At 45.4% G+C, this 20,227-nt stretch carries 17 protein-coding genes; 2 read left to right on the forward strand and 15 right to left on the reverse strand.

Annotated elements, in window-relative coordinates:
• Positions 1–231: 231 nt before the first annotated feature.
• The 3 genes from cysI to helD all read right to left on the reverse strand — a co-directional run bounded on the left by cysI (position 232) and on the right by helD (position 6,285).
• Positions 232–1,947 carry an assimilatory sulfite reductase (NADPH) hemoprotein subunit gene (gene cysI / locus MKX71_RS17200; protein ID WP_003243849.1) on the reverse strand — a complete coding sequence of 572 codons (1,716 nt, stop codon included), beginning with the start codon at positions 1,945–1,947 and terminating at the stop codon, positions 232–234.
• Between the two features lie 25 nt (positions 1,948–1,972).
• A complete protein-coding gene (locus MKX71_RS17205; RefSeq protein WP_339231380.1) occupies positions 1,973–3,790 on the reverse strand; it encodes an assimilatory sulfite reductase (NADPH) flavoprotein subunit in 1,818 nt (605 codons plus the stop codon).
• Between the two features lie 170 nt (positions 3,791–3,960).
• On the reverse strand, positions 3,961–6,285 hold the full coding sequence (gene helD, locus MKX71_RS17210) for a DNA helicase IV (RefSeq protein WP_264099257.1): 2,325 nt from the start codon (positions 6,283–6,285) through the stop codon (positions 3,961–3,963).
• Positions 6,286–6,862: 577 nt separating this feature from the next.
• Between helD and MKX71_RS17215 the strand changes: the two genes are divergently transcribed.
• A complete protein-coding gene (locus MKX71_RS17215) occupies positions 6,863–7,297 on the forward strand; it encodes a hypothetical protein (protein ID WP_014477979.1) in 435 nt (144 codons plus the stop codon).
• Positions 7,298–7,406: 109 nt separating this feature from the next.
• Here the strand turns inward: MKX71_RS17215 and MKX71_RS17220 are convergent, their stop codons facing one another.
• The 7 genes from MKX71_RS17220 to csoR form a co-directional block, all read right to left on the reverse strand.
• Positions 7,407–8,018, reverse strand: a complete 612-nt coding sequence (locus MKX71_RS17220; protein ID WP_077671086.1) for a trimeric intracellular cation channel family protein — start codon at positions 8,016–8,018, stop codon at positions 7,407–7,409.
• 186 nt (positions 8,019–8,204) lie between these two features.
• The gene (locus MKX71_RS17225; RefSeq protein WP_326352651.1) at positions 8,205–8,621 is read right to left on the reverse strand and encodes a disulfide oxidoreductase; all 417 of its coding nucleotides are present in this window, start codon (positions 8,619–8,621) and stop codon (positions 8,205–8,207) included.
• Between the two features lie 4 nt (positions 8,622–8,625).
• Positions 8,626–9,294 carry a disulfide bond formation protein BdbD gene (gene bdbD / locus MKX71_RS17230; protein WP_339231383.1) on the reverse strand — a complete coding sequence of 223 codons (669 nt, stop codon included), beginning with the start codon at positions 9,292–9,294 and terminating at the stop codon, positions 8,626–8,628.
• Positions 9,295–9,413: 119 nt separating this feature from the next.
• Positions 9,414–11,522: a heavy metal translocating P-type ATPase gene (locus MKX71_RS17235; RefSeq protein ID WP_339231384.1), complete on the reverse strand. Its 2,109-nt coding sequence runs from the start codon at positions 11,520–11,522 to the stop codon at positions 9,414–9,416.
• 160 nt (positions 11,523–11,682) lie between these two features.
• Entirely contained in the window at positions 11,683–14,094 is a 2,412-nt protein-coding gene (gene copA, locus MKX71_RS17240) for a heavy metal translocating P-type ATPase (protein WP_212129213.1), read from the reverse strand.
• A gap of 83 nt (positions 14,095–14,177) precedes the next feature.
• Positions 14,178–14,387 carry a copper chaperone CopZ gene (copZ, locus tag MKX71_RS17245; protein ID WP_003244260.1) on the reverse strand — a complete coding sequence of 70 codons (210 nt, stop codon included), beginning with the start codon at positions 14,385–14,387 and terminating at the stop codon, positions 14,178–14,180.
• Positions 14,388–14,462: 75 nt separating this feature from the next.
• Positions 14,463–14,768 (reverse strand): copper-sensing transcriptional repressor CsoR, encoded by a 306-nt coding sequence (gene csoR, locus MKX71_RS17250; protein ID WP_003228404.1) that lies wholly within the window; start codon positions 14,766–14,768, stop codon positions 14,463–14,465.
• 127 nt (positions 14,769–14,895) lie between these two features.
• Here csoR and iolW point away from each other — a divergent pair, with 127 nt between their 5' ends.
• The gene (gene iolW / locus MKX71_RS17255; protein ID WP_326253784.1) at positions 14,896–15,972 is read left to right on the forward strand and encodes a scyllo-inositol 2-dehydrogenase; all 1,077 of its coding nucleotides are present in this window, start codon (positions 14,896–14,898) and stop codon (positions 15,970–15,972) included.
• Between the two features lie 36 nt (positions 15,973–16,008).
• Here iolW and azoRB read toward each other — a convergent pair whose 3' ends face one another.
• The 5 genes from azoRB to MKX71_RS17280 form a co-directional block, all read right to left on the reverse strand.
• A complete protein-coding gene (gene azoRB, locus MKX71_RS17260) occupies positions 16,009–16,644 on the reverse strand; it encodes an FMN-dependent NADH-azoreductase AzoRB (protein WP_003243587.1) in 636 nt (211 codons plus the stop codon).
• A gap of 159 nt (positions 16,645–16,803) precedes the next feature.
• Positions 16,804–18,699 (reverse strand): FUSC family protein, encoded by a 1,896-nt coding sequence (locus tag MKX71_RS17265; protein WP_339231387.1) that lies wholly within the window; start codon positions 18,697–18,699, stop codon positions 16,804–16,806.
• 165 nt (positions 18,700–18,864) lie between these two features.
• Complete coding sequence (locus MKX71_RS17270) at positions 18,865–19,266, reverse strand: YvaD family protein (RefSeq protein ID WP_003242541.1); 402 nt, start codon at positions 19,264–19,266, stop codon at positions 18,865–18,867.
• On the reverse strand, positions 19,263–19,622 hold the full coding sequence (locus tag MKX71_RS17275; RefSeq protein ID WP_339231388.1) for a multidrug efflux SMR transporter: 360 nt from the start codon (positions 19,620–19,622) through the stop codon (positions 19,263–19,265). The genes MKX71_RS17270 and MKX71_RS17275 overlap by 4 nt, the downstream gene beginning before the upstream one ends.
• Positions 19,619–20,191, reverse strand: a complete 573-nt coding sequence (locus MKX71_RS17280) for a TetR/AcrR family transcriptional regulator (protein WP_339231389.1) — start codon at positions 20,189–20,191, stop codon at positions 19,619–19,621. The genes MKX71_RS17275 and MKX71_RS17280 overlap by 4 nt, the downstream gene beginning before the upstream one ends.
• Between the last annotated feature and the right edge of the window lie 36 nt (positions 20,192–20,227).

Consider the following 20,227-nt stretch of genomic DNA (forward strand, 5'->3'; position numbering starts at 1 on the left):
TGTGTCGGCATGATGAGCCAAAAAATCTGTTTGTCTAAAAGCCCTTGAGCTAGGGTGGCCTTGCATCCGCTATGTGGTTTCGCAGGAGTTCTCTCCACACTTGTCTTCTTTTATAGTACCCTTTTTAGGGTATTTTTTCTCATGATATGCTCACAGTGAACTTTTTTGCAGCAGAGCAAATTACAGAAAAAAGAGACAGGAAGCTATTCCCTGTCTCTCTTCTTAGTTTTCTCAATCATGAAAATTCGTACCGTCAGTTGTTGCTTTAATAATGCCCGCGCGGATGACAAAGTCACCGAAATGCTCGCCTTCCTCGCGTTCTTTCGCATAGCGGGAAAGAAGGATGCGCAGCTCGCTTAAAATGTCTGCTTCACCGATGTTTTCACGGTACATTTTGCTTAAACGGCTTCCGTCAAACGCAGCGCCAAGATACATATTATATTTGCCCGGCGCCTTTCCGATAAATCCGATCTCACCGAGTGCATGACGTGCACAGCCGTTCGGACACCCTGTCATGCGAATGGTGATTTCCTGATCACGAAGGCCGTTTTCGTCAATAATCTCTTCAATCTTATCTAACAGGGTCGGCAAATAACGTTCTGCTTCGGCCATTGCCAATCCGCAGGTCGGAAGCGCGACGCATGCCATCGAGCTGCGGCGAAGTGCTGAATAGTGCTTGCCGTCAGTTAGTCCGTATTGTTCAATTAAAGCACTGATTTCTTCTTTTTTATCGCTTGAAACGTTCGCAATCATTAAGTTCTGATTGGCTGTCAGCCGGAACTCGCCTGTATGAACTTTGGCGATTTCCCGCAAGCCTGTCATCAGCTTATAATCATCGTAATCCGTTATACGGCCGCCTTCGACAAACAGCGTAAAATGCCATTTATCCTCGATGCCTTCCACCCAGCCGTAGCGGTCGCCGTTATGATCGAAATGATACGGCTTCGCTTCTTCCAGGCTCCAGCCGAGACGGTTTTCCAATTCTTCTTTTACGTTTTCTAAACCGAGGCGGTCAACTGTGTATTTGAACCGCGCATTTTTACGGACAGAACGGTTGCCGTAATCACGCTGAATCGTAATCGTTTTTTCAGCAACGTCATACATTTGCTCAGGCCGGCAGAATCCGATCACCTTGGCTAATTGCGGATATGTCGCAGTATCGCCATGCGTCATTCCCATACCGCCGCCGATTGCCACGTTAAAACCGATCAGCTTGCCATCCTCGACAATCGCAATGAATCCGAGATCTTGTGAAAAGACGTCAATATCATTAGACGGCGGAACGGCAATACCGATTTTAAACTTCCGCGGCAGATAGAGCGGTCCGTACATTGGCTCGACTTCTTCCTCCGGCGTGCCGGCAACTCTTTCCTCATCAAGCCAAATTTCATGATATGCTCTCGTCCGCGGCAGCAGATCATCACTTAATTTTTTAGACCACTCGTATACCTCTGAGTGGATTTCAGATTGATAAGGGTTTGATGCACACATGACGTTACGGTTTACGTCTCCGCAGGCTGCGATCGTATCCAAAAGTGCTGAGTGGATCGTCTGAATGGTTTTCTTCATGTTCCATTTCAGAATCCCGTGCATTTGGAACGTTTCACGTGTCGTCAATTTTAATGTGCCGTTCCCGTATTTCTGGGACAGGTCATCCATGACAAGCCATTGTTCAGGCGTCGAGACGCCCCCGGGCATACGCACGCGCAGCATGAACTGATATGCGGGCTCAAGCTTCTGCTTTTGGCGTTCATTTCGGAGGTCGCGGTCATCCTGCAAATAACTGCCGTGGTGTTTCATCAGGCGGTTATCATCATCCGGAATTCCCGCACTGATTCGATCGAGCATCACTTCTTTCAGCGTGCCGCGCAAATAATCACTTTCTTTTTTAATGCGTTCAACATCACTTGGAGAGCCGTCCGGTGCTTTTAGAATTTTGGTCACCATGTTGAAAAACTCCTTTCAAGTCAAATCAATATACATCACGCTGATAGCGTTTTTGCTGCTGCATATCGGCAAGATAAGCCTCCGCTTCTTCGCGGCTCATATTGCCTTCTTTTTCGATAATTTCAAGCAATGTGTTATGGACGTCATGCGCCATGTGCTTTTCATCTCCGCAAATGTAAACAGCCGCTCCTTCTTGAAGCCATTCAAACAATTCTGCGCTATGTTCAAGCATGCGGTGCTGCACATATACTTTTTCTTCCGTATCACGTGAGAACGCCACATCCATTTTTGTCAGCACACCGTCTTTGAGCCAATTCTGCCACTCTGTCTGGTAAAGGAAATCCGTGACAAAGTGCTGATCGCCAAAGAACATCCATGCCTTTCCTTCCGCTCCCGTCTCCTCACGCTCCTGCATAAAGGAACGGAAAGGTGCGACGCCTGTCCCAGGGCCCACCATGATAATCGGTGTTTCAGGGTCTTTCGGAAGCTTAAAGTTTTGATTGTGCTGTACATAAACCGGCAGTGTGTCTCCTGGCTGCAGACGTTCCGCGCACAAAATCGAGCAGACGCCTTTTCGTTCACGGCCGTGCGCATCGTAGCGGACTGCGCCGATTGTTAAATGCACTTCATCCGGATTTGCGGATAAACTGCTTGCAATCGAATAAAGGCGGGCAGGCATTTTTCGCAAAATCGAGACAAACTCCTGCGCAGATACACTAAATGGGCCATAGTCACGGACGAGATCAAGCAAATCGCGCCCTTCAATATAGGCTTTTACATTCTCCTCATTTCCCGGGGCTAAAAGCTCTCTAAGCTCATCGTTCCCTGTCAGCTGGGCTGCCTGTTCAAGAAGCGGTTTTGTGAGAACGGTAATCTCATAGTGAGAAATCAGCGCTTCTTTCAGCGGACGGACATCACCTTGCTTATTAAGCGTCACAATTTCTTCCGGGTCCCAATTCATTTCCTTAAGGAGCAGCTCGACAAGTTCCGGATCGTTTTCTGGATAGACGCCGAGGCTGTCACCAGGCTCGTAAGTCAGGCCTGATCCTTCAAGAGACAGCTCCACATGGCGTGTTTCTTTATTTGATCCTCTGCCGTTTAAATTTAAATTTTCTAACACTTCAGCCCGAAACGGGTTTGTTCTGGAATACGAAGACTCACCGGTTTGAGACGCAGCCGCCGGCGCAGGCGCGGCGCTTCCGCCCCCAGCTTCATTTAATCCCTTCAATACACCCTCAAGCCATTCGGCTGCCGGTTCATCATAGTCAAGATCGCAATCAACGCGCGGAGAAATCCGTTTTCCGCCGAGTTCTTCTAAGCGCTGATCAAATTCTTTCCCTGTCTGGCAGAAAAATTCGTACGAACTGTCACCAAGCGCCAAAACGGAAAAACGCAGATCTTCAAGCTTAGGCGCCCGTCTTCCGTGCAGAAATTCATGAAACGACAGCGCGTTATCAGGCGGCTCTCCTTCTCCATGCGTACTGACGACGATTAAAAGATTGGTTACCTTCTTCAGCTGATTCGGCTTAAAATCGCTCATGGATGAGACGGTCACTTGAAAACCGCTCTGTTCAAGCTGCTTGCCGGCATTTTCTGCAAGCCCCTGTGCGTTTCCCGTCTGTGAACCATAAAGAACGGTCACTTCTTTTGAAACGGCCGGTGCCGGTGCTTCCGCAGACACAGCTGCCGCCGGCGCACCCGCAGCTTCTTGGGCGGAAACAGATTGAGCGGATAAATATCCGCTCAGCCAGATTTTCTGGGATTCGGTAAAGGTCGGCAGAAGGCGGTTAAGGAGCTCTGCCTGCTCCTGATTAAACGGACTGTTCATTACCTGAAGTTGCAACGTATCCACCTCACAAAGTTATAAACTGATCGAAAATTGCATCTAATTGAACTTTACCGGAATACTAGGCTTAAGTAAAATATATTTACATGATGATAACTATTAAGAATCCTAATGATAAAACGGCTATGCTTCATGTAAATAGAAAAAAGAGAAGGACTCCCTTCTCTTCATTCAGCCATCTGATATAAGTGAGGCGGCACAGCGGTTGCAAACGGACTGGCTTCACCTGTATAAAATACCGCCAGCATGTGCATCGCACGGGTGCACGCAGTATATAAAAGCCTGCGGTCGTGCTCTGTATGATAGTGTTCTTCAGATGCATCATAGACAAGCACTGCGTCAAATTCAATTCCCTTCGCTAAATACACCGGAATCACGCAAACACCCTTTTGAAATGGTTGATTTTCTTTATGAATCAGGCGAACATCTGTATATTCACTCATGTGGGCGTGTGCCTGTATGCATTGCTGCGCTGTCTTGCAGATGACGGCTATTGTTTCGTGCCCTTTTTTCTTGAGCCGGCCAATTTCTTGCGCGAGCTTTTGGCAAAGGCTCTCATGTCCTTCAGTTTTGACAACGAGCGGCATTTCCCCGCTTCTATTAAACGGCTCAATATCCGCTCCATCTTGAAGCATCGCTTTGGTAAATTCGACAATCTGCCTTGTTGATCTGTATGTTCTCTTTAAACGAACATACTCAGCAGGCTCATCCTCAAAGCACGCATCCATACGCTGATCCCCATGTATGGTATGCGCGTAGATGGACTGATTGATATCACCGAGCACTGTCATGCTGGCAGCCGGAAAAATACTTCTCATGTAAGCCATCTGAAACGGTGAATAGTCCTGGGCTTCGTCAATAAATAGATGTTTGATCTTCGTATTTTTCTTTCTGCCCTCAATCAGATCCTGCATATAAAGAAACGGTGCCGCGTCCTCATAGAGCAATTTATTATCCGAAAATGCCGAACGGGTCAGCTCAGCTATCGCGGCCATCTTCTCATGCTGAAATTTTCCTCCCCAGCCAGAAAACAATTGCAAATAAAGTTGTGTAACATCAAGAAATGCAAGGAGCCTGACTGCCTGTTTGAGCGGTTTGAAAGCTTTTTTCACAATGATGGCGGCAAGCAGCTGCTGCTCTCTTTGATAATCGTTAAACGTACTCTCGCTGAACCGTTTCCTTTCCTGCAGTTTTTTGTACACGTCCAGGTAGTCCTCTTTGTCAAGCAGCTCAGCTTCATGAACAACCCAATCCTTTCGCCGTTCCTTTTTCTCAAGCTTGTTAAGCTCACTCAGCAGCCACTTCGCGGTTTGCTCCATCCGATTCGGAATGGAGTGATTTTGATCCAATGAGTAAAAATAGGATTGAATTTGCTCCTTTGTGATCAGCTTTTGTCCGCGGAATATAATATTTTTAAAAATCATCCCGTCAGAGGAAAGCCGTGTGACGTATTCATTAATGAATTGCTGAAAGGATAAACCCGCCTTCCATGTGATTCCCGCAAGCCTTGTTGGAAAATCGCCTCCCTTTGTTTCGGTCAGGCAATATTCGAGCTGATCAAAGGGGCTTTCACATTTGAACCTGCGGCCAAGACGATGCTCGATATATTCCTGAAACGTCGCCTGCTCCATATTCTCTTCTCCTAACTCCGGCAAAACAGAGGAGACATAGCTGTTAAATAAGAAGTTGGGAGAAAACAAAACGATTTGTCCGGCATCAATGACGCCACGGTGCCTGTATAACAAATAAGCGACACGCTGAAGCGCAGCCGATGTTTTCCCGCTGCCAGCCGCTCCCTGCACGATCAGGATCTTGCTTTTTTCATTACGGATAATCTGATTTTGTTCTTTCTGAATCGTAGACACGATGTTTTTCATTTGGGTATCGGAGTGATGGCTTAATACCTCTTGCAGCATTTCATCACCAATCGTCATATCGGTATTAAACATCGCCTTGAGAGTGCCGTTTTTGATCATAAACTGGCGTTTCAGCACCATTTCCCCTTCTATCGTTTCACCGGGCACCTCGTACTCCGCTTTTCCTGGGGAATAATTGTAGTACAAACTTGATATCGGCGCCCTCCAGTCATAAATCAGAAAGTGTTCCTCCTTCTCATCCAAACAGGAAGCTAAACCGATATAAATTCGCTCTGCCTTCTCCTCGCCGTTTTCAATAAAATCAATCCGGCCGAAATAAGGCGATTTTTTTAATTGATGAATTCGTTTGAGCTGCTGATCCATGCGCCGATGATTGTGTTCCCGATCAGACAGCAGCTCTGCCTGCTGCTTAATGCTTGCCATCGTTTCAATCGCTTCATGGGCATCATCAAAATTAACCTTAACATCCTCCCAAAAGCTTTTTCTTAATCCGATGATATCATGCTTCAACCCGCCCGCAGACGTTTCCAGAAACCGCTCTTTTTTTTCGAGCTCCTGCAGCACCTCATCTATTCTCGACTGCTCTTCCTTCCATTCCTTATCCTGCTGATTCATGAACGGCACCTCCAGAAAATAGTTGACAAACATAGATGAAATACTGTAAAATATAATTGGATACATATATCGAATGTATGATGAAACTAGCAAATACAATTTATCTTAGCACATTCACCCAATACCAATCAAGGTTTGGGTTATTTATATGCAGAAAAAACCGATTTCAACTCGAAATCGGTTTTTTCTCTTATGATTTCACATTGATCACTGTTGGAGGTGCTTTTCTTAGGTTGCAAATCTTCTCTTTCATCAGTATCGATTCCTTATTCCATTCAATCTTCGATATAATATTTCTTTTTCATTTTAAAAACACCGCAGAGCTTTACCGTGTTTGTCTGTTCATCTAACGTGAAGAATGACTAAACTGGCTGTTATTGTCATCTTCCATAAAGCAACTACATCCTCGCTATCGTATCTATAGTCGCAGTAAAATAGTCATTTTTCATCCAATTTCGACATATTTCAACAAATTGAAGTTTTTCATTTGGGAGAATAGGACGATGTTACATTATTTCTCTCGGTTTATGATAAGAACATGAAGAAAGAACCAGAATTAGTTAGGAGGAAATACTCAGTGAAGAAAAAGCTATCTATGATGTTGCTGGCATTCGTCGTAGCCGTAACAAGTTTTACGGCAATTGACCTAGTAAACAACAAAGCGGAAGCTAAAGATTGGGTTAAAAAAGGTCAAATATGGAGTACTCATTACCATTCGGGCTCATTTAAAAACTATACTTACTCGCCAACATTTCAGATTTATTATCCAGGACGAGGAACTTGGGCCAACATGACAGCAAACGGATCAGGCAGCGGGAAAATTACAGCAACTCTGCAACAAAAGACAAATAAAGGCTGGAAAAATGTTAAAACTTTTTATGCAACGAAAAAAGGCTCTACAAATTTAAGTTACAAACAAGCTTCTAAAAGCTACAAAACAAAATACAGATTCAAATTCACTAACACAGGAACTAAAAAAACCATCAGCTATACCTTTTGGGCTACCTATTAATTTTCAATAGCTTTGCTCTGCGCGGTCAGCATTCGAAAAGGACTTTTTATTTGATCCCGGCAGGCTACCATAAAAGAAACCTCTCCATGACGGAGAGGTTTCTTTTATTTTACTGACTATCTAAGCGAAAAGAACGGTTTGGCAGCTTCCAATTAAACATATAGGAACAAACCCGGCAAACAACGAGCACGAAAAACAGAACGTACAAGCCGAACGAGTTTCCCAGCCAGCCCAATCCGACGATTAAACCGCCGAGAGCCGCCCAGACTGCATAAATTTCTGCCTTCAGCACAAGCGGTTTGCGCCCGGCAAGAAGGTCGCGGATGATTCCGCCCCCGCTTCCCGTCAGCACCGCAGCCACGATCACGGCACTAAGCGGATGGCCCATTTTGACAGCATACAGTGCGCCTTGGATAGCAAAGGCAGCGAGGCCGATCGCATCTGATAAATTGCCCCACTTATTCCAATGCTTCAGCAGCAGCTTCGGAAACAGAAACACAATTGTAATAGATAAAAGCGCGATTTGAAAGAACGCTCCCTGCTCCCATAGCGCTGACACCGGAACACCGATCAGCAAATTGCGGATCGCTCCTCCTCCAAAAGCGGTGACAATCCCTAATATATAAACTCCTAAAATATCATATTCCTCTTCCATCGCAACAATTGCGCCGCTGACTGCAAACGCAATGATGCCAATCACACTGAGCAGCTCCCAAGCCATTCTGATGACTCCCTTTTATGTTTGTTAAATTTTCTGACGACCTCTAGATTTTATAATCGCTCCAGCGTAAAATCAATAACATTTTTATGAGAAAAAAAGATAAATTTAGAGGGAATACGGCTATTGCTGATGGACATGAGTTTGCGAAATTAAAAAAGCGTCCGGCATACGCGGGCGCTTTTTTTGTTATTCAGATTTTTCGCCTTTCAGCAGGCACATAAAAATGATAATCAGGATAAAAGCAATCAGGGCCAGGAATGGAATCGTAATAAAACCAAACCAGTTAATATATTGGCCCGAGCACGGCACGCCGCTGACACATGGCTTAATGCCGCTAAAACCGGGCACTTTTTGCTCTAAGTAATGCATAGTCGAAATGAATGCCCCTATCATCGCCATCGGGAGCACATATTTTTTCACTCGTGTGTCCCCTTGAAAGGTGGCGATGCCTAAAATCAGGACGAGTGGATACATGAGGATACGCTGGTACCAGCACAGTTCACATGGAATAAACTTTCTGATTTCACTGAAATACAGGCTGCCCAGCATAGCGATAAGAGCCACAACCCAGGAAGCATATAAAAATACGATTCTATTTTTCATATCGTTACTTCCCTTTCAGCTCTTTTTCTATTGTCTCTTTGATTTCATCATAATTCGCAAAATTTTTGATCACTTTATCATTGACGTAAATCGTCGGTGTTGCCTGTATGTTCATTTTTTGATTAAGGTCAGAATCCTTTTCCACTTGAAAAGCGAATGTTTCCTTATCAAGATTTTCCTTGAGCGTCTCAGGTTTTATCTTTGTGGTGCTTTTTGCAAGATCACCAAGGAGGCCTGGGGTTACCCATTCCTGTTCCGTATCCGGCTGTTTTTCGAACAGCTTTTCATGGAAATCCCAGAAAGAGTCAGGGTCTTCCTTCCATACTTCTTCAGATGCAAGAGCCGCTAACCTTGAACCTTTTCCATGGAACATGACGTTCACGAAAGAAAATTTCACATCGCCCTTATCAATAAAGTCTTTTTGTATTTTTGGAAAGATGTCACTGTTAAACACCTTGCAAGACGGACATTTGTAATCTCCGAATTCTACTACAGTTACCGGTGCATCGTCCTTGCCAAGCACAGGCTGCCCTTTGATAGACGGCTGTCCGGAAACCGCATCATTGCCTTGTTCCGTTTTGTTATTAATGATGACAATGGCTGCTAGCAATACAACAACCACAACCGTAAGGATGACCGCGAATTTCGCAGAAGACTGCTGTTTCTTTTTCACTCCGACACCTCATCGTTTTAAAATTAAAAAAGAAGCGGATCGCAATTGACCCACTTCTTTATTTTAACAAGACAAGCGCTGATAAGAAAACCCCGAAAAAATGAATTCTCTCCGACAATTTATTTGTTTTTGAGACGCATGACGCGCATGGCGTTCGCCACAGCAAGCAGTGTAACGCCGACATCTGAGAAAACCGCTTCCCACATGGTCGCAATTCCAAATGCACCAAGAATGAGAAAGATCGCTTTCACACCTAAAGCAAAGCCGATGTTTTGCCACACGATTCGCCGTGTCCGTTTCGCAATCCGAATCGCTTCCGCTATTTTTGACGGCTGATCTGTCATCAGCACGATGTCTGCGGCTTCTACTGCGGCGTCTGAGCCAAGGCCTCCCATCGCGATCCCTATATCTGCGCGGGCAAGCACCGGCGTATCATTGATGCCGTCACCGACAAAAATGAGTTTTTCATTAGGTGAAAGCTTAGCTTCCAATGCTTCGACCTGCGCGACTTTATCTTGCGGCAGCAGCTCTGCATATACCTCACCAATCCCAAGCTGTTTTCCGACGGCTTCTCCCGTTTGTTTCGAATCACCCGTCAGCATAGCTGTCTGTTTGATCCCAAGCGACTTCAGATCAGCAACCGCTTGTGCTGCGTCTTCCTTTATCTCATCCGCTATGATGATTGCTCCGGCATAGCGTTGATCAACAGCAACGTGTACGATTGTTCCAGCATTTTCATCCGGGACATCCTCAATTTGTTCTCTTTCCATGAGCTTTTTATTCCCAGCAAGGATCTCAGTTCCATTTACCTTTGCAAAAATGCCGTGACCGGAGATTTCTTCGTATGACTCAATCTCATCGGAGGAAAGCATTTTCCCGTAAGCTTTACGCACAGATTCAGCAATCGGATGCTGTGAATGAAGCTCAGCGTATGCCGCCGCTTCAAGTAATCTATCCTTTGTAAAACCTTCCGCAGGTTTGATTTCTGTCACTTCAAAGCTGCCTTTTGTTAGTGTTCCCGTTTTATCAAACACCGCGTATTTGACTTGATTCAAGGCTTCTAAATAATTGCTTCCCTTTACAAGCACTCCGGCCTTTGAGGCCGCTCCGATTCCGCCGAAGAAACCGAGCGGAATAGAGACAACAAGCGCACAAGGACAAGAAATCACTAAAAAGATAAGCGCGCGGTACACCCAATCGGAAAGCGCGGCGCCAGAAAGAACAAGCGGCGGAACAAAGGCCAGCAATACCGCAATGATCACAACAGCAGGTGTATAATACTTGGCAAACTTCGTGATAAAGTTTTCTGTCCGGGCTTTACGGCTGCTCGCATTCTGAACCAAGTCTAATATTTTTGATACTGCTGATTCCTGATAGCCCTTTGTGACTTCAATATGCAGAACGCCGTTTTGATTGATAAAGCCTGACATTACATCTTGTCCTTCCGCAGCTTTTCTCGGAACGGACTCACCTGTTAAAGCAGATGTATCAACCATCGCTGACCCTTGCACGACCTTACCGTCCAAGGGTATGCTTTCTCCCGGATTAACCACAATGATGTCTCCTGTCTGAACGTCCTCCGGGGAAACCTGTTCGATGCCGTTCTTTGTTTTGAGATTGGCGTAATCAGGCCGTATGTCCATTAACGCACTAATTGATTTTCTGGAACGGCTGACCGCGGCTCCTTGAAAAAGCTCACCGATTTGATAAAACAGCATAACGGCGACCCCCTCAGGGTATTGCTGAATCAGAAAAGCGCCGATTGTGGCAAGAGCCATTAAGAAATGCTCATCAAACACCTGACCGCGAATGATGTTTTTGACTGCGCGGATGACAATGTCACCGCCGATAATCAAATAAGCACCGAGGAAAAGGAAAAATTCAATGGTTCCCGAATGAACCAAATATGCCGCTGCGCCGAGAATGACAGCCGCCGCCATTCTGATCAGCATATTGACCATTCTATTACGATAGCCATCATCAGCTGATTTCTTTTTATGCTTTAGGCGAACCGTTACATGCGGATCAATTGATTTCACTTTTTTCTCTACTTTATTCGTGACCCATTGCTCTTCTTTCCCATCGGCTGAGACAGTTAAGGTGCTTGCCGCAAAATTTACCGCGCATCCGTCAATGCCTTTTATGCCTTTGACTCCATTTTCGATTTTTTGGGCACAATTGCTGCAATCCAAACCGTCCAGAACGTATTCCTGTTTCACTAGTCTCACCTTACCTTCCGATTTAGGGTTCCCACTTCAAAGCGTATCAATGAGTATTGCATTCTTTATAATATATATGAGCATATACTCATATAATAGTTACACCTATTATATGTTGTTTTCCAAGAAAGTGTCAATGAAAAACAAAAACCGGCATATAGCCGGTTTTTCATTTTACTTTTTGCAGACGAAGAGCATTCAGAACAACGGAAACGGAGCTGAATGCCATTGCTGCTCCTGCTATCCACGGTGCTAAAAATCCAAGTGCTGCGATTGGGATGCCGAGGCTGTTATAGCCAAGCGCCCAGAATAAATTTTGTTTAATGTTTTTCATTGTCAATCTGCTCATGCGGATTGCGTCGGCAATGCTGTTCAGATCGCCGCGAATCAGTGTAATGTCTGCTGTTTCCATGGCAATGTCCGTTCCAGTTCCAATCGCCATGCCGATGTCAGCTGTGGCAAGCGCCGGCGCATCGTTAATTCCGTCGCCTACCATTGCTGTCTGGCGGCCTTCTTTTTGCAGGCGGGCAATTTCTGCTGCCTTTTGTTCTGGAAGGACTTCCGCAATGATATTCGTAATTCCCGCTTCCTTCGCGATGGCTTCTGCGGTTCTGCGATTGTCTCCTGTCATCATGATGACATCAAGGCCCAACTCTTTCAGACGGGCAACAGCCTTCCGTGACGTGTCCTTAATCGTATCTGCAACCGCTACTAGCCCAGCTGCTTCTCCATCAATGGATACAAGCATAACTGTTTTTCCTTCTGCCTCTAGCTCTTCCATTTTGGCGAGAAGAGCCCCATGCTCAACCTGTTCGCTCTCCATTAATTTTCTTGTGCCGACGAGAATGCTTTTTCCTCCGGCTTCAGCCAAAATGCCTGCGCCGACTTTTGCTTCAAAACGGGTTAGCTTCGGTATCTCAAGCCCTTTATCTTTCACGCCAGCAATAATCGCTTCGCCAAGCGGATGCTCTGATCCCGTTTCGGCTGCCGCTGCAAATTGAAGCAAATCTTTTTCTTCAAAACGGCCGAATGGAATGGCATCCGTCAGACGCGGCTTCCCGTTTGTCACGGTTCCGGTTTTATCAAGAACAATTGTATCGAGACGATGTGTTTTTTCTAAATGCTCGCCGCCTTTAAATAAAATCCCGAATTCAGCAGCGCGTCCAGATCCAGCCATTATGCTCGTCGGAGTAGCAAGACCGAGGGCGCAAGGACAGGCAATGACAAGAACCGCAATGAACTTGCTGATCGCTTCAGCAAAATCGCCAGGAGCCGTCCAAAGATACCAAATGAGAAAAGTGAGAACGGCAACCCCCAATACAATGGGCACAAAAATGCCTGAAATCTGGTCAGCGAGACGCTGGATCGGCGCTTTTGACCCTTGTGCTTCCTCAACAATTTTGATGATATGAGAAAGCGCAGTATCCTTTCCGACGTTGACAGCTTTAATTTTCAGGAAACCGTTTGCGTTAACGGTTGAACCTGTCACGCTGTCACCAGGATTTTTGTCAACAGGAAGACTTTCTCCTGTAATCATCGATTCGTCAACCGCTGAGCGGCCTTCAACCACTTCTCCGTCTACAGGAATTCGTTCGCCAGGTTTGACGTAAACAATGTCATTAACAAGCACTTCGTCGATCGGGATAATTTGCTCCTGTCCGTCTCTTACAACAGTCGCTGTCTTCGCTTGAAGCTTCATCAGCTTTTTAATCGCATCCGAGGAACGGCCTTTTGCTTTTGTTTCAAACAACTTGCCTAATAAAATCAGCGTCAGCAAAATCGCGCTTGTTTCATAGTAAAGGCCGTCTGTATGCCCGTGAGAGCCAAGGCTTTGAAAAGTAAGATAAAGACTATAAGCGTAAGCAGCCGTCGTACCGAGGGCGACCAATACATCCATATTGGCGCTTTTATTTCTAAGCGCCTTATACGCACCCACATAAAACGGCCAGCCGATCAGAAACTGGACTGGTGTCGCCAGCGCAAATTGCATCCACGGATTGAGAAATATATCCGGTACCCAAATGAATGATGTAAATGTAAAATGGCTCACCATCGCCCAAAGCAATGGAAATGACAGGACAGCTGAAAAAATCAGTCTCGCCGTTTGCTTCCGTTCTTCTTTCTTTTTAGCAGCAGCAGCCTCACTGTCCTGTTCACCCTTCAACTTTAGCTTATATCCAAGCTTATCTACCGCTTCTTTCAAATCGCCGACAGACGCTTCTTTCGGATTGTACTCGACCGTAACCGTTTCTAAAGCGAAGTTTACTGGTGCATTTGCGACGCCTTCTATTTTGTTAAGCCGTTTTTCAATCCGATTGGCGCAAGCCGCACAGGTCATGCCCTCAATATCGAATTCAGCTTTTTCTGTAACGACGTGATAGCCCAGCTTCTCTATTTTTTCCTGAATCGCTGCAGTCCCTGTTTCAGCAGGATCGTAGATTACATTTGATGTTTCCGTTGCCAGATTAACATTTGCATCCGTGACACCGGGCATCCGCTTCAGGCCTTTTTCAATTCTGGCAGCACATGCCGCACAGGTCATACCAGAGACCTGCATCGCGATTTCCTTTTGTTCACTCAACATACTCACTCCTTTATATACACCTGGGGGGTATATAAAAATGAAAGAAATATCGCGCCTCCCTAAAGGCGCGATACCTTGAATCACTTGGCTACATCATAGCCCTGATCTTCTATCGCATCCGCAATATCTTTGACTGATACTTTGTCAGCATCAAACGAAACATCGACTTTACCCGCTTCCAGATTGACATGAACGGCACTGACGCCGTCCAGTTCTCCTACGCTTGTTTCTACTGCTTTGACGCAGTGCTGACAAGACATTCCTTCAACTTGCAATGTTTTTTGTTCCATAATCAATTCCTCCTGTTTATTCTTTCTATTTTCATCCTACCATACCCCCGTAGGGTATTACAATAAAAAAACGCTTTATGATTTTGTGAACTTTTTAAATACGTCCAAAAGCTCAGAAATGGCCTGTTCCCCGTCTCCGCTTTTGATGGCATCTGCTACACAATGATGGGCATGATCCTCAAGCAAATGAAGCGCCACATTTTTCATTGCCGCCTGAACAGCTGAAATTTGCACAAGAATATCTACACAATATCTGTCGTTTTCCACCATGTTTTGAATGCCTCGGACTTGACCCTCAATCCGCTTAAGCCGGTTTGTAATCTGATCTTTTTCTTTCGAGCTTTTATGGTTTAATGTTTTATGTTCGTTATGCTTTTCCATGCGTACACCTCTGTTTAATGATATTAATTCCCATTATACTGATTGTCCAAACGGTTGTCTAAGCATGCCGACGCAAAAAATGAATCAGTTAGGTTTTACCATTTGACCAGGAGGGTATATACTTCTGTTGATAACGCTTTTAAAGGGGAGAAGGAAAGTGGATACGATCAAGGTTGGAATATTAGGATACGGATTGTCCGGTTCTGTTTTTCACGGGCCGCTGCTGGATGTTCTGGATGAATATCAAATCAGCAAAATCATGACATCTCGGACAGAAGAAGTGAAACGGGATTTTCCAGATGCTGAGGTTGTACATGAGCTTGAGGAAATCACAAATGACCCTGCCATTGAGCTTGTCATTGTCACCACCCCGAGCGGCCTTCATTACGAGCATGCTATGGCATGCATACAGGCCGGAAAACATGTTGTGATGGAAAAACCAATGACAGCAACGGCCGAAGAGGGGGAAACATTAAAAAGGGCTGCCGATGAAAAAGGCGTATTATTAAGCGTATATCATAACCGACGCTGGGATAACGATTTTTTAACGATTAAAAAACTGATCTCTGAAGGATCCCTTGAAGATATCAATACATATCAAGTTTCCTATGACCGCTACAGACCTGAAGTTCAAGCGCGGTGGCGGGAAAAAGAAGGCATTGCCACTGGTACGCTGTATGATCTCGGCTCCCACATCATAGACCAAACCCTGCATTTGTTTGGGATGCCTAAAGCCGTGACTGCAAACGTGATGGCCCAGCGGGAAAATGCCGAAACGGTTGACTATTTTCATTTAACCCTGGATTATGGCAAGCTTCAAGCCATTCTATACGGAGGATCAATCGTTCCGGCAAACGGACCTCGTTATCAAATCCATGGAAAAGATTCCAGCTTTATCAAATACGGAATTGACGGACAGGAAGACGCACTCAGAGCGGGAAGAAAACCAGAGGATGACAGCTGGGGTGCAGATGATCCGGAGTTTTACGGACAGCTTACAACCATTCGTGGCTCCGACAAAAAAACAGAAACGATCCCATCAGTAAATGGCTCCTACCTTACTTATTACCGTAAAATAGCGGAAAGCATACGAGAAGGTGCTGCGCTGCCAGTCACTGCTGAGGAAGGTATTAATGTCATCCGCATCATTGAAGCCGCGATGGAAAGCAGTAAAGAGAAACGAACCATTATGCTGGAGCACTAAAACAAAAGCCTCCCCAAATAAGGGGAGGCTTTTTCATTAGAATGTTTTTCCTGCTTCTTTCGCACGCGCAATCGCGTCTTCTTTGATTTGCTGTGCTTTATCAGGCTCCGCATTATGTCCCTCTACGAAAATGCCATCGAATGATGGTACGCCGAAGAAGTTCATCATGATGCCGATGTAGCGGTGCCCCATTTCCATCTCAGCCGCAGGGCCTTCTGAATAGTAGCCGCCGCGCGCTTGGATATGAATTGCTTTTTTATCAGTTAACAAGCCGACAGGACCTTGTTCTGTGTATTTGAATGATTTTCCTGCAACAGCAACAGAATCGAGATACGCTTTCATCACTGGCGGGAATGAGAAGTTCCATAAAGGAGTAACAAATACATACTTATCAGCTGATGCAAATTGATCGCTAAGCTCTCCCAAACGGCCTACTTTCGCTTTTTCGCTTTCAGAAAGCTCTTCAAAGCCTGTACCTGACTGAAGCTTTCCCCATCCGCTGAATACATCTGCGTCAATATGCGGGATGTTTTCTTTGTACAAATCGATATGTACAACTTCATCATTTGGATTCGCTTCTTTGTAAGATTCGATAAATGCTTTACCTGTTGCCATACTGTACGAAGTTGCTTCGTCATGCGGATGAGCAGTGATATATAATACTTTTGCCATTTTTACCAGCCCTTTCGTTTTTAAAAATCACACATCAATTATTATCATACAGATGCATAATGATTATTCTGTCTCTCTTAGACTTTATTATAGAGACAAAGAAATTTACTTTCAAGTAAAACATCTCGAATTAAAGATTATTTAACTTTCCCAAACAGCTTACTTTTCAAAAGCTGTTCTCAAGCCGGAATACAGCGCAGACAATTCTTTACTGATTCGAGGATAATGAGGGACATGCGGCACTTGAATATCCGCAGGCATCCTTTTCATGATAAAGGATTGCTCAGCCCGTTCAAAAAACGCCCGCAGCTGGTTGATCTCTTCATCAGAAAACGGAGCAGGCGGACGGCGGTGAGCTTGCGCCGAGAGCAAATAGTACCCTAAGTGCTGAGCACCGGAAATGGCAGGCCAGAGCGCCTCCGCATTCGCGTGAGGAAACTCGCCAAGCGCCTTGTCATACGCATCCCGAAGCCTGACAAGACTCACCCTTAACTTGTGTTCGTCGGCAATTTGCCCGGTTAACAGTTTCTCCATAAACTGCCCTTCCAGCCGGATGACATTCCGCACAAGTTCTGGCAGCCGCTTGGTTGAAAACCGCCGCCACAAAAGCATTGTTCCCAACAGCCCGATCACGCTGCCGACAGCTACATCAGTCAGCCTCGCTATCGTAAAATAACCGGCGCCCGCCCCGCCATGCATACTTTCTGTGATAACAAGCGCATTTGCGGTTAAAAAGGGAACAGCCAGCGCATAATTGCGGACGATCAGCATCTCAAGAAGACATTGCAGCGCTGCAATACAAAACGCAATATAAACACCGCCCGGCTTAAAAAACAGGATTGCGCCTGCCAGTATAACACCGATCACCGTTCCGGCCGAACGCTGAATAGCCCTGTGAAGCGTAAAAACAACAGTAGTGCCAAGCATGACCGCTGCTGCCGAAAGCGGAATCCAATAGGAGCGTGCAAAGCCGAATGCGAGGGCAAACATATCGGCGGCAAACAGAACAATTCCGTACTTTAACGCTCTAATCAAAACTGGAGACTTCCAGTCAAAGGCATTTCTCAAAAAGTAAAAAGAGGATGGCAGGCGGCTTGGTTCCCCGTCAAGCTGCTTATCAAAACGTCCTGAAGCGATATACAAAACCTCATTGATTTCTTCAAACAGCTTCCGCCTAGGCTCAGATTCGTTCTCATTAATCTGAAACGTACCGGAAACCCGTGCATGCGCAAGCATATCTCCGGTTTGGCGAAGTGCCTTTTCAATCTGCGCGGTCTCTCTGTCCGGCGTTTCAGCTGAAAAATGAATAATGGCAATGAATATGTCGTCAGCTTTTTCAAGGAGGCGGAAAAATCGTTCATCATGCCGCGATTTTTTCCGTCTGTTCCCTTTCCCAAGAACCGTTTGGCGGGCTGTTCTAAGCATGAGCACGGTCTGATGCTGTGCGTTATGAAAACCTGGCGTTCCGACGGCTGAAAGACATGCAGCCAGCTGATGATATGTTTTTTGCAGCACCGCTCCCTCCGGTCCATGTTTGTTCGATAACCAGCCGATTAAAGCGATACCCATGGCGAAGATGCCGCCGAGAAACGTCAGTCCCGCTCTGAACAGCGCTTGTGAAGGATCGGCCGGCAGCCCGGAACTGACTAAAAAGGCAAGGACAAAAAACATCGGCGCAGGGCCTTGAATGCCGAGCGCGCTAAAAATAAACATCGCCGCTGCACCGATCAGCCCCAAAACAGCCGCCATCATCCAAAGCATCCCGGACAAAAGCGTCCCTAAGCCAAATGAGAGGGCGATCCCAATGGAAACCAAGAGCAGCTTCAAGGCGCGCTTTTTGTATGATTCACCGCCCGCATATAAATAAACAAAGCCTCCGATACTTGCAGTTAATCCGTAATCCGTGTGACCTGCCAATGCTCCGACCAGCACAGGAAACCCTGAAGCGAAACCTGATCCGATAGCCTTTTTCCAAGGAAATGGATTTGCATGAATGCGAAAGGCATCCTTCACGATAGGCATGATTCTTTGATTGTTCGCAGCAGTTTTGTTCATTTGACAAAATCCTTTTCAATGAATGTGTAGAACTTTTCCCGTTTCTTCGCTTTAGTATGCCCAAAAACGCGGTTAGCTTCTCAATTGGTGCGCCCGATAAAAAAACAGAGACTTATACCGTCTCTGCTTTATTACATCAGTTTATTATCATAAAAGCGGCACCTGTCAGGACTGTTTTGTCCTTCTGCCTTCCTTTAAGAGCAGGTGAATAAAAAATAAAGGATAAATCAATAGATACCCATTAAACAGCCACCACACAAGATCAAAGTCACTGCTGAATGTCCAGAATGATAGCGCCTGCAGACCTGAACAACAGGTCAGCACAAGAGAAATCAGCGCCATCAGCTTCCAGTCAGCACGATTCACCCGCTGTAGGTACAAGCTGTACAACCCTGTGACAGAAATCAGGATATCCAGCGGAAAAAAAGACCAGTTCCAAGCGATCATAAACGGATGGTCATGATGTTTAAAAGCCCAGCTTTCCGGTATGAGCGAAAACCCGGCTGACAGCCAGTACAAGATAAAACCGATATCAGTCACGAGAAAAAACAGCTTCATATATCTCATTTGTACTGCCCGCTTTTATGTACCGGCTCAGACACCGCAGCATGCTCGATCAGGTTTAAAGACACAACACCGGCAATAATCAATCCAATTGAAATGACTTTCATGACACTAAAATGTTCTTGAAAAAACAAAAAACCAACGACTGTAATCAGGACAATTCCCATCCCTGACCATACAGCATAAGCAACTGATACATCAATGGATTTAAGCGTAAGCGTCAGAAAGAAAAGACTCCCTCCATAAAAGAAAATCAACAGCAAACTGGGAATAAGCTTTGTAAAACCGGACGATAGCTTCATGCTGACCGTTCCCGCAACCTCAAACAAAATCGCCGAGCATAGAAACACCCAATTCATGTCGCATCAGCCTCCTCATCAGCTGTTATACCGTTAAACAAAACATCTACAATTGATTCAAGCACCTCTCCTGTCGTGAACTGATGTTTCAGCGGATATTCAGGCTCATACACTTGATTGATGCTCCCTATATACATGTGAACAAACAGGTCCGGATTGATGTTTCTGATTCTCTTTTGCTGTTTGCACTCGTTTAATAATGCTAGGACAATCGCCCATTCTTCCTTAATAAACGCGTCTAATGTAAGCCACGCATCGTAATGGTATTTCTTTAGTTCATTTAATAATCCCATGTTCAGCAGTTCCATCCCCTGCGGAAGGCTGATCAGCATTTTTTTCACCTTTTCAAGCACATTTAAACTTTCATTTTCATAGATGTCTCTTTCCATTTGCTTCATTTCGGCTAAAAATTGTTCGACAACCGCCTCAACAAGCTGATCTTTAGATGAATAATATGCATAGAGCGTCCGTTTGCTCGTTCCCAGCGCTGCAGCCAAATCATTCATCGTAAATGAAAATCCTTTTTGCTTGATCAGCCGGAAAGTTTCCGCCAGAATTCTTTTATCCATATTAATCCCCCGCTTTCGGTACCAAGAAAACTATTT

It is taken from the genome of Bacillus sp. FSL M8-0071 (assembly GCF_037975455.1).
Classification (GTDB): domain Bacteria; phylum Bacillota; class Bacilli; order Bacillales; family Bacillaceae; genus Bacillus; species Bacillus subtilis.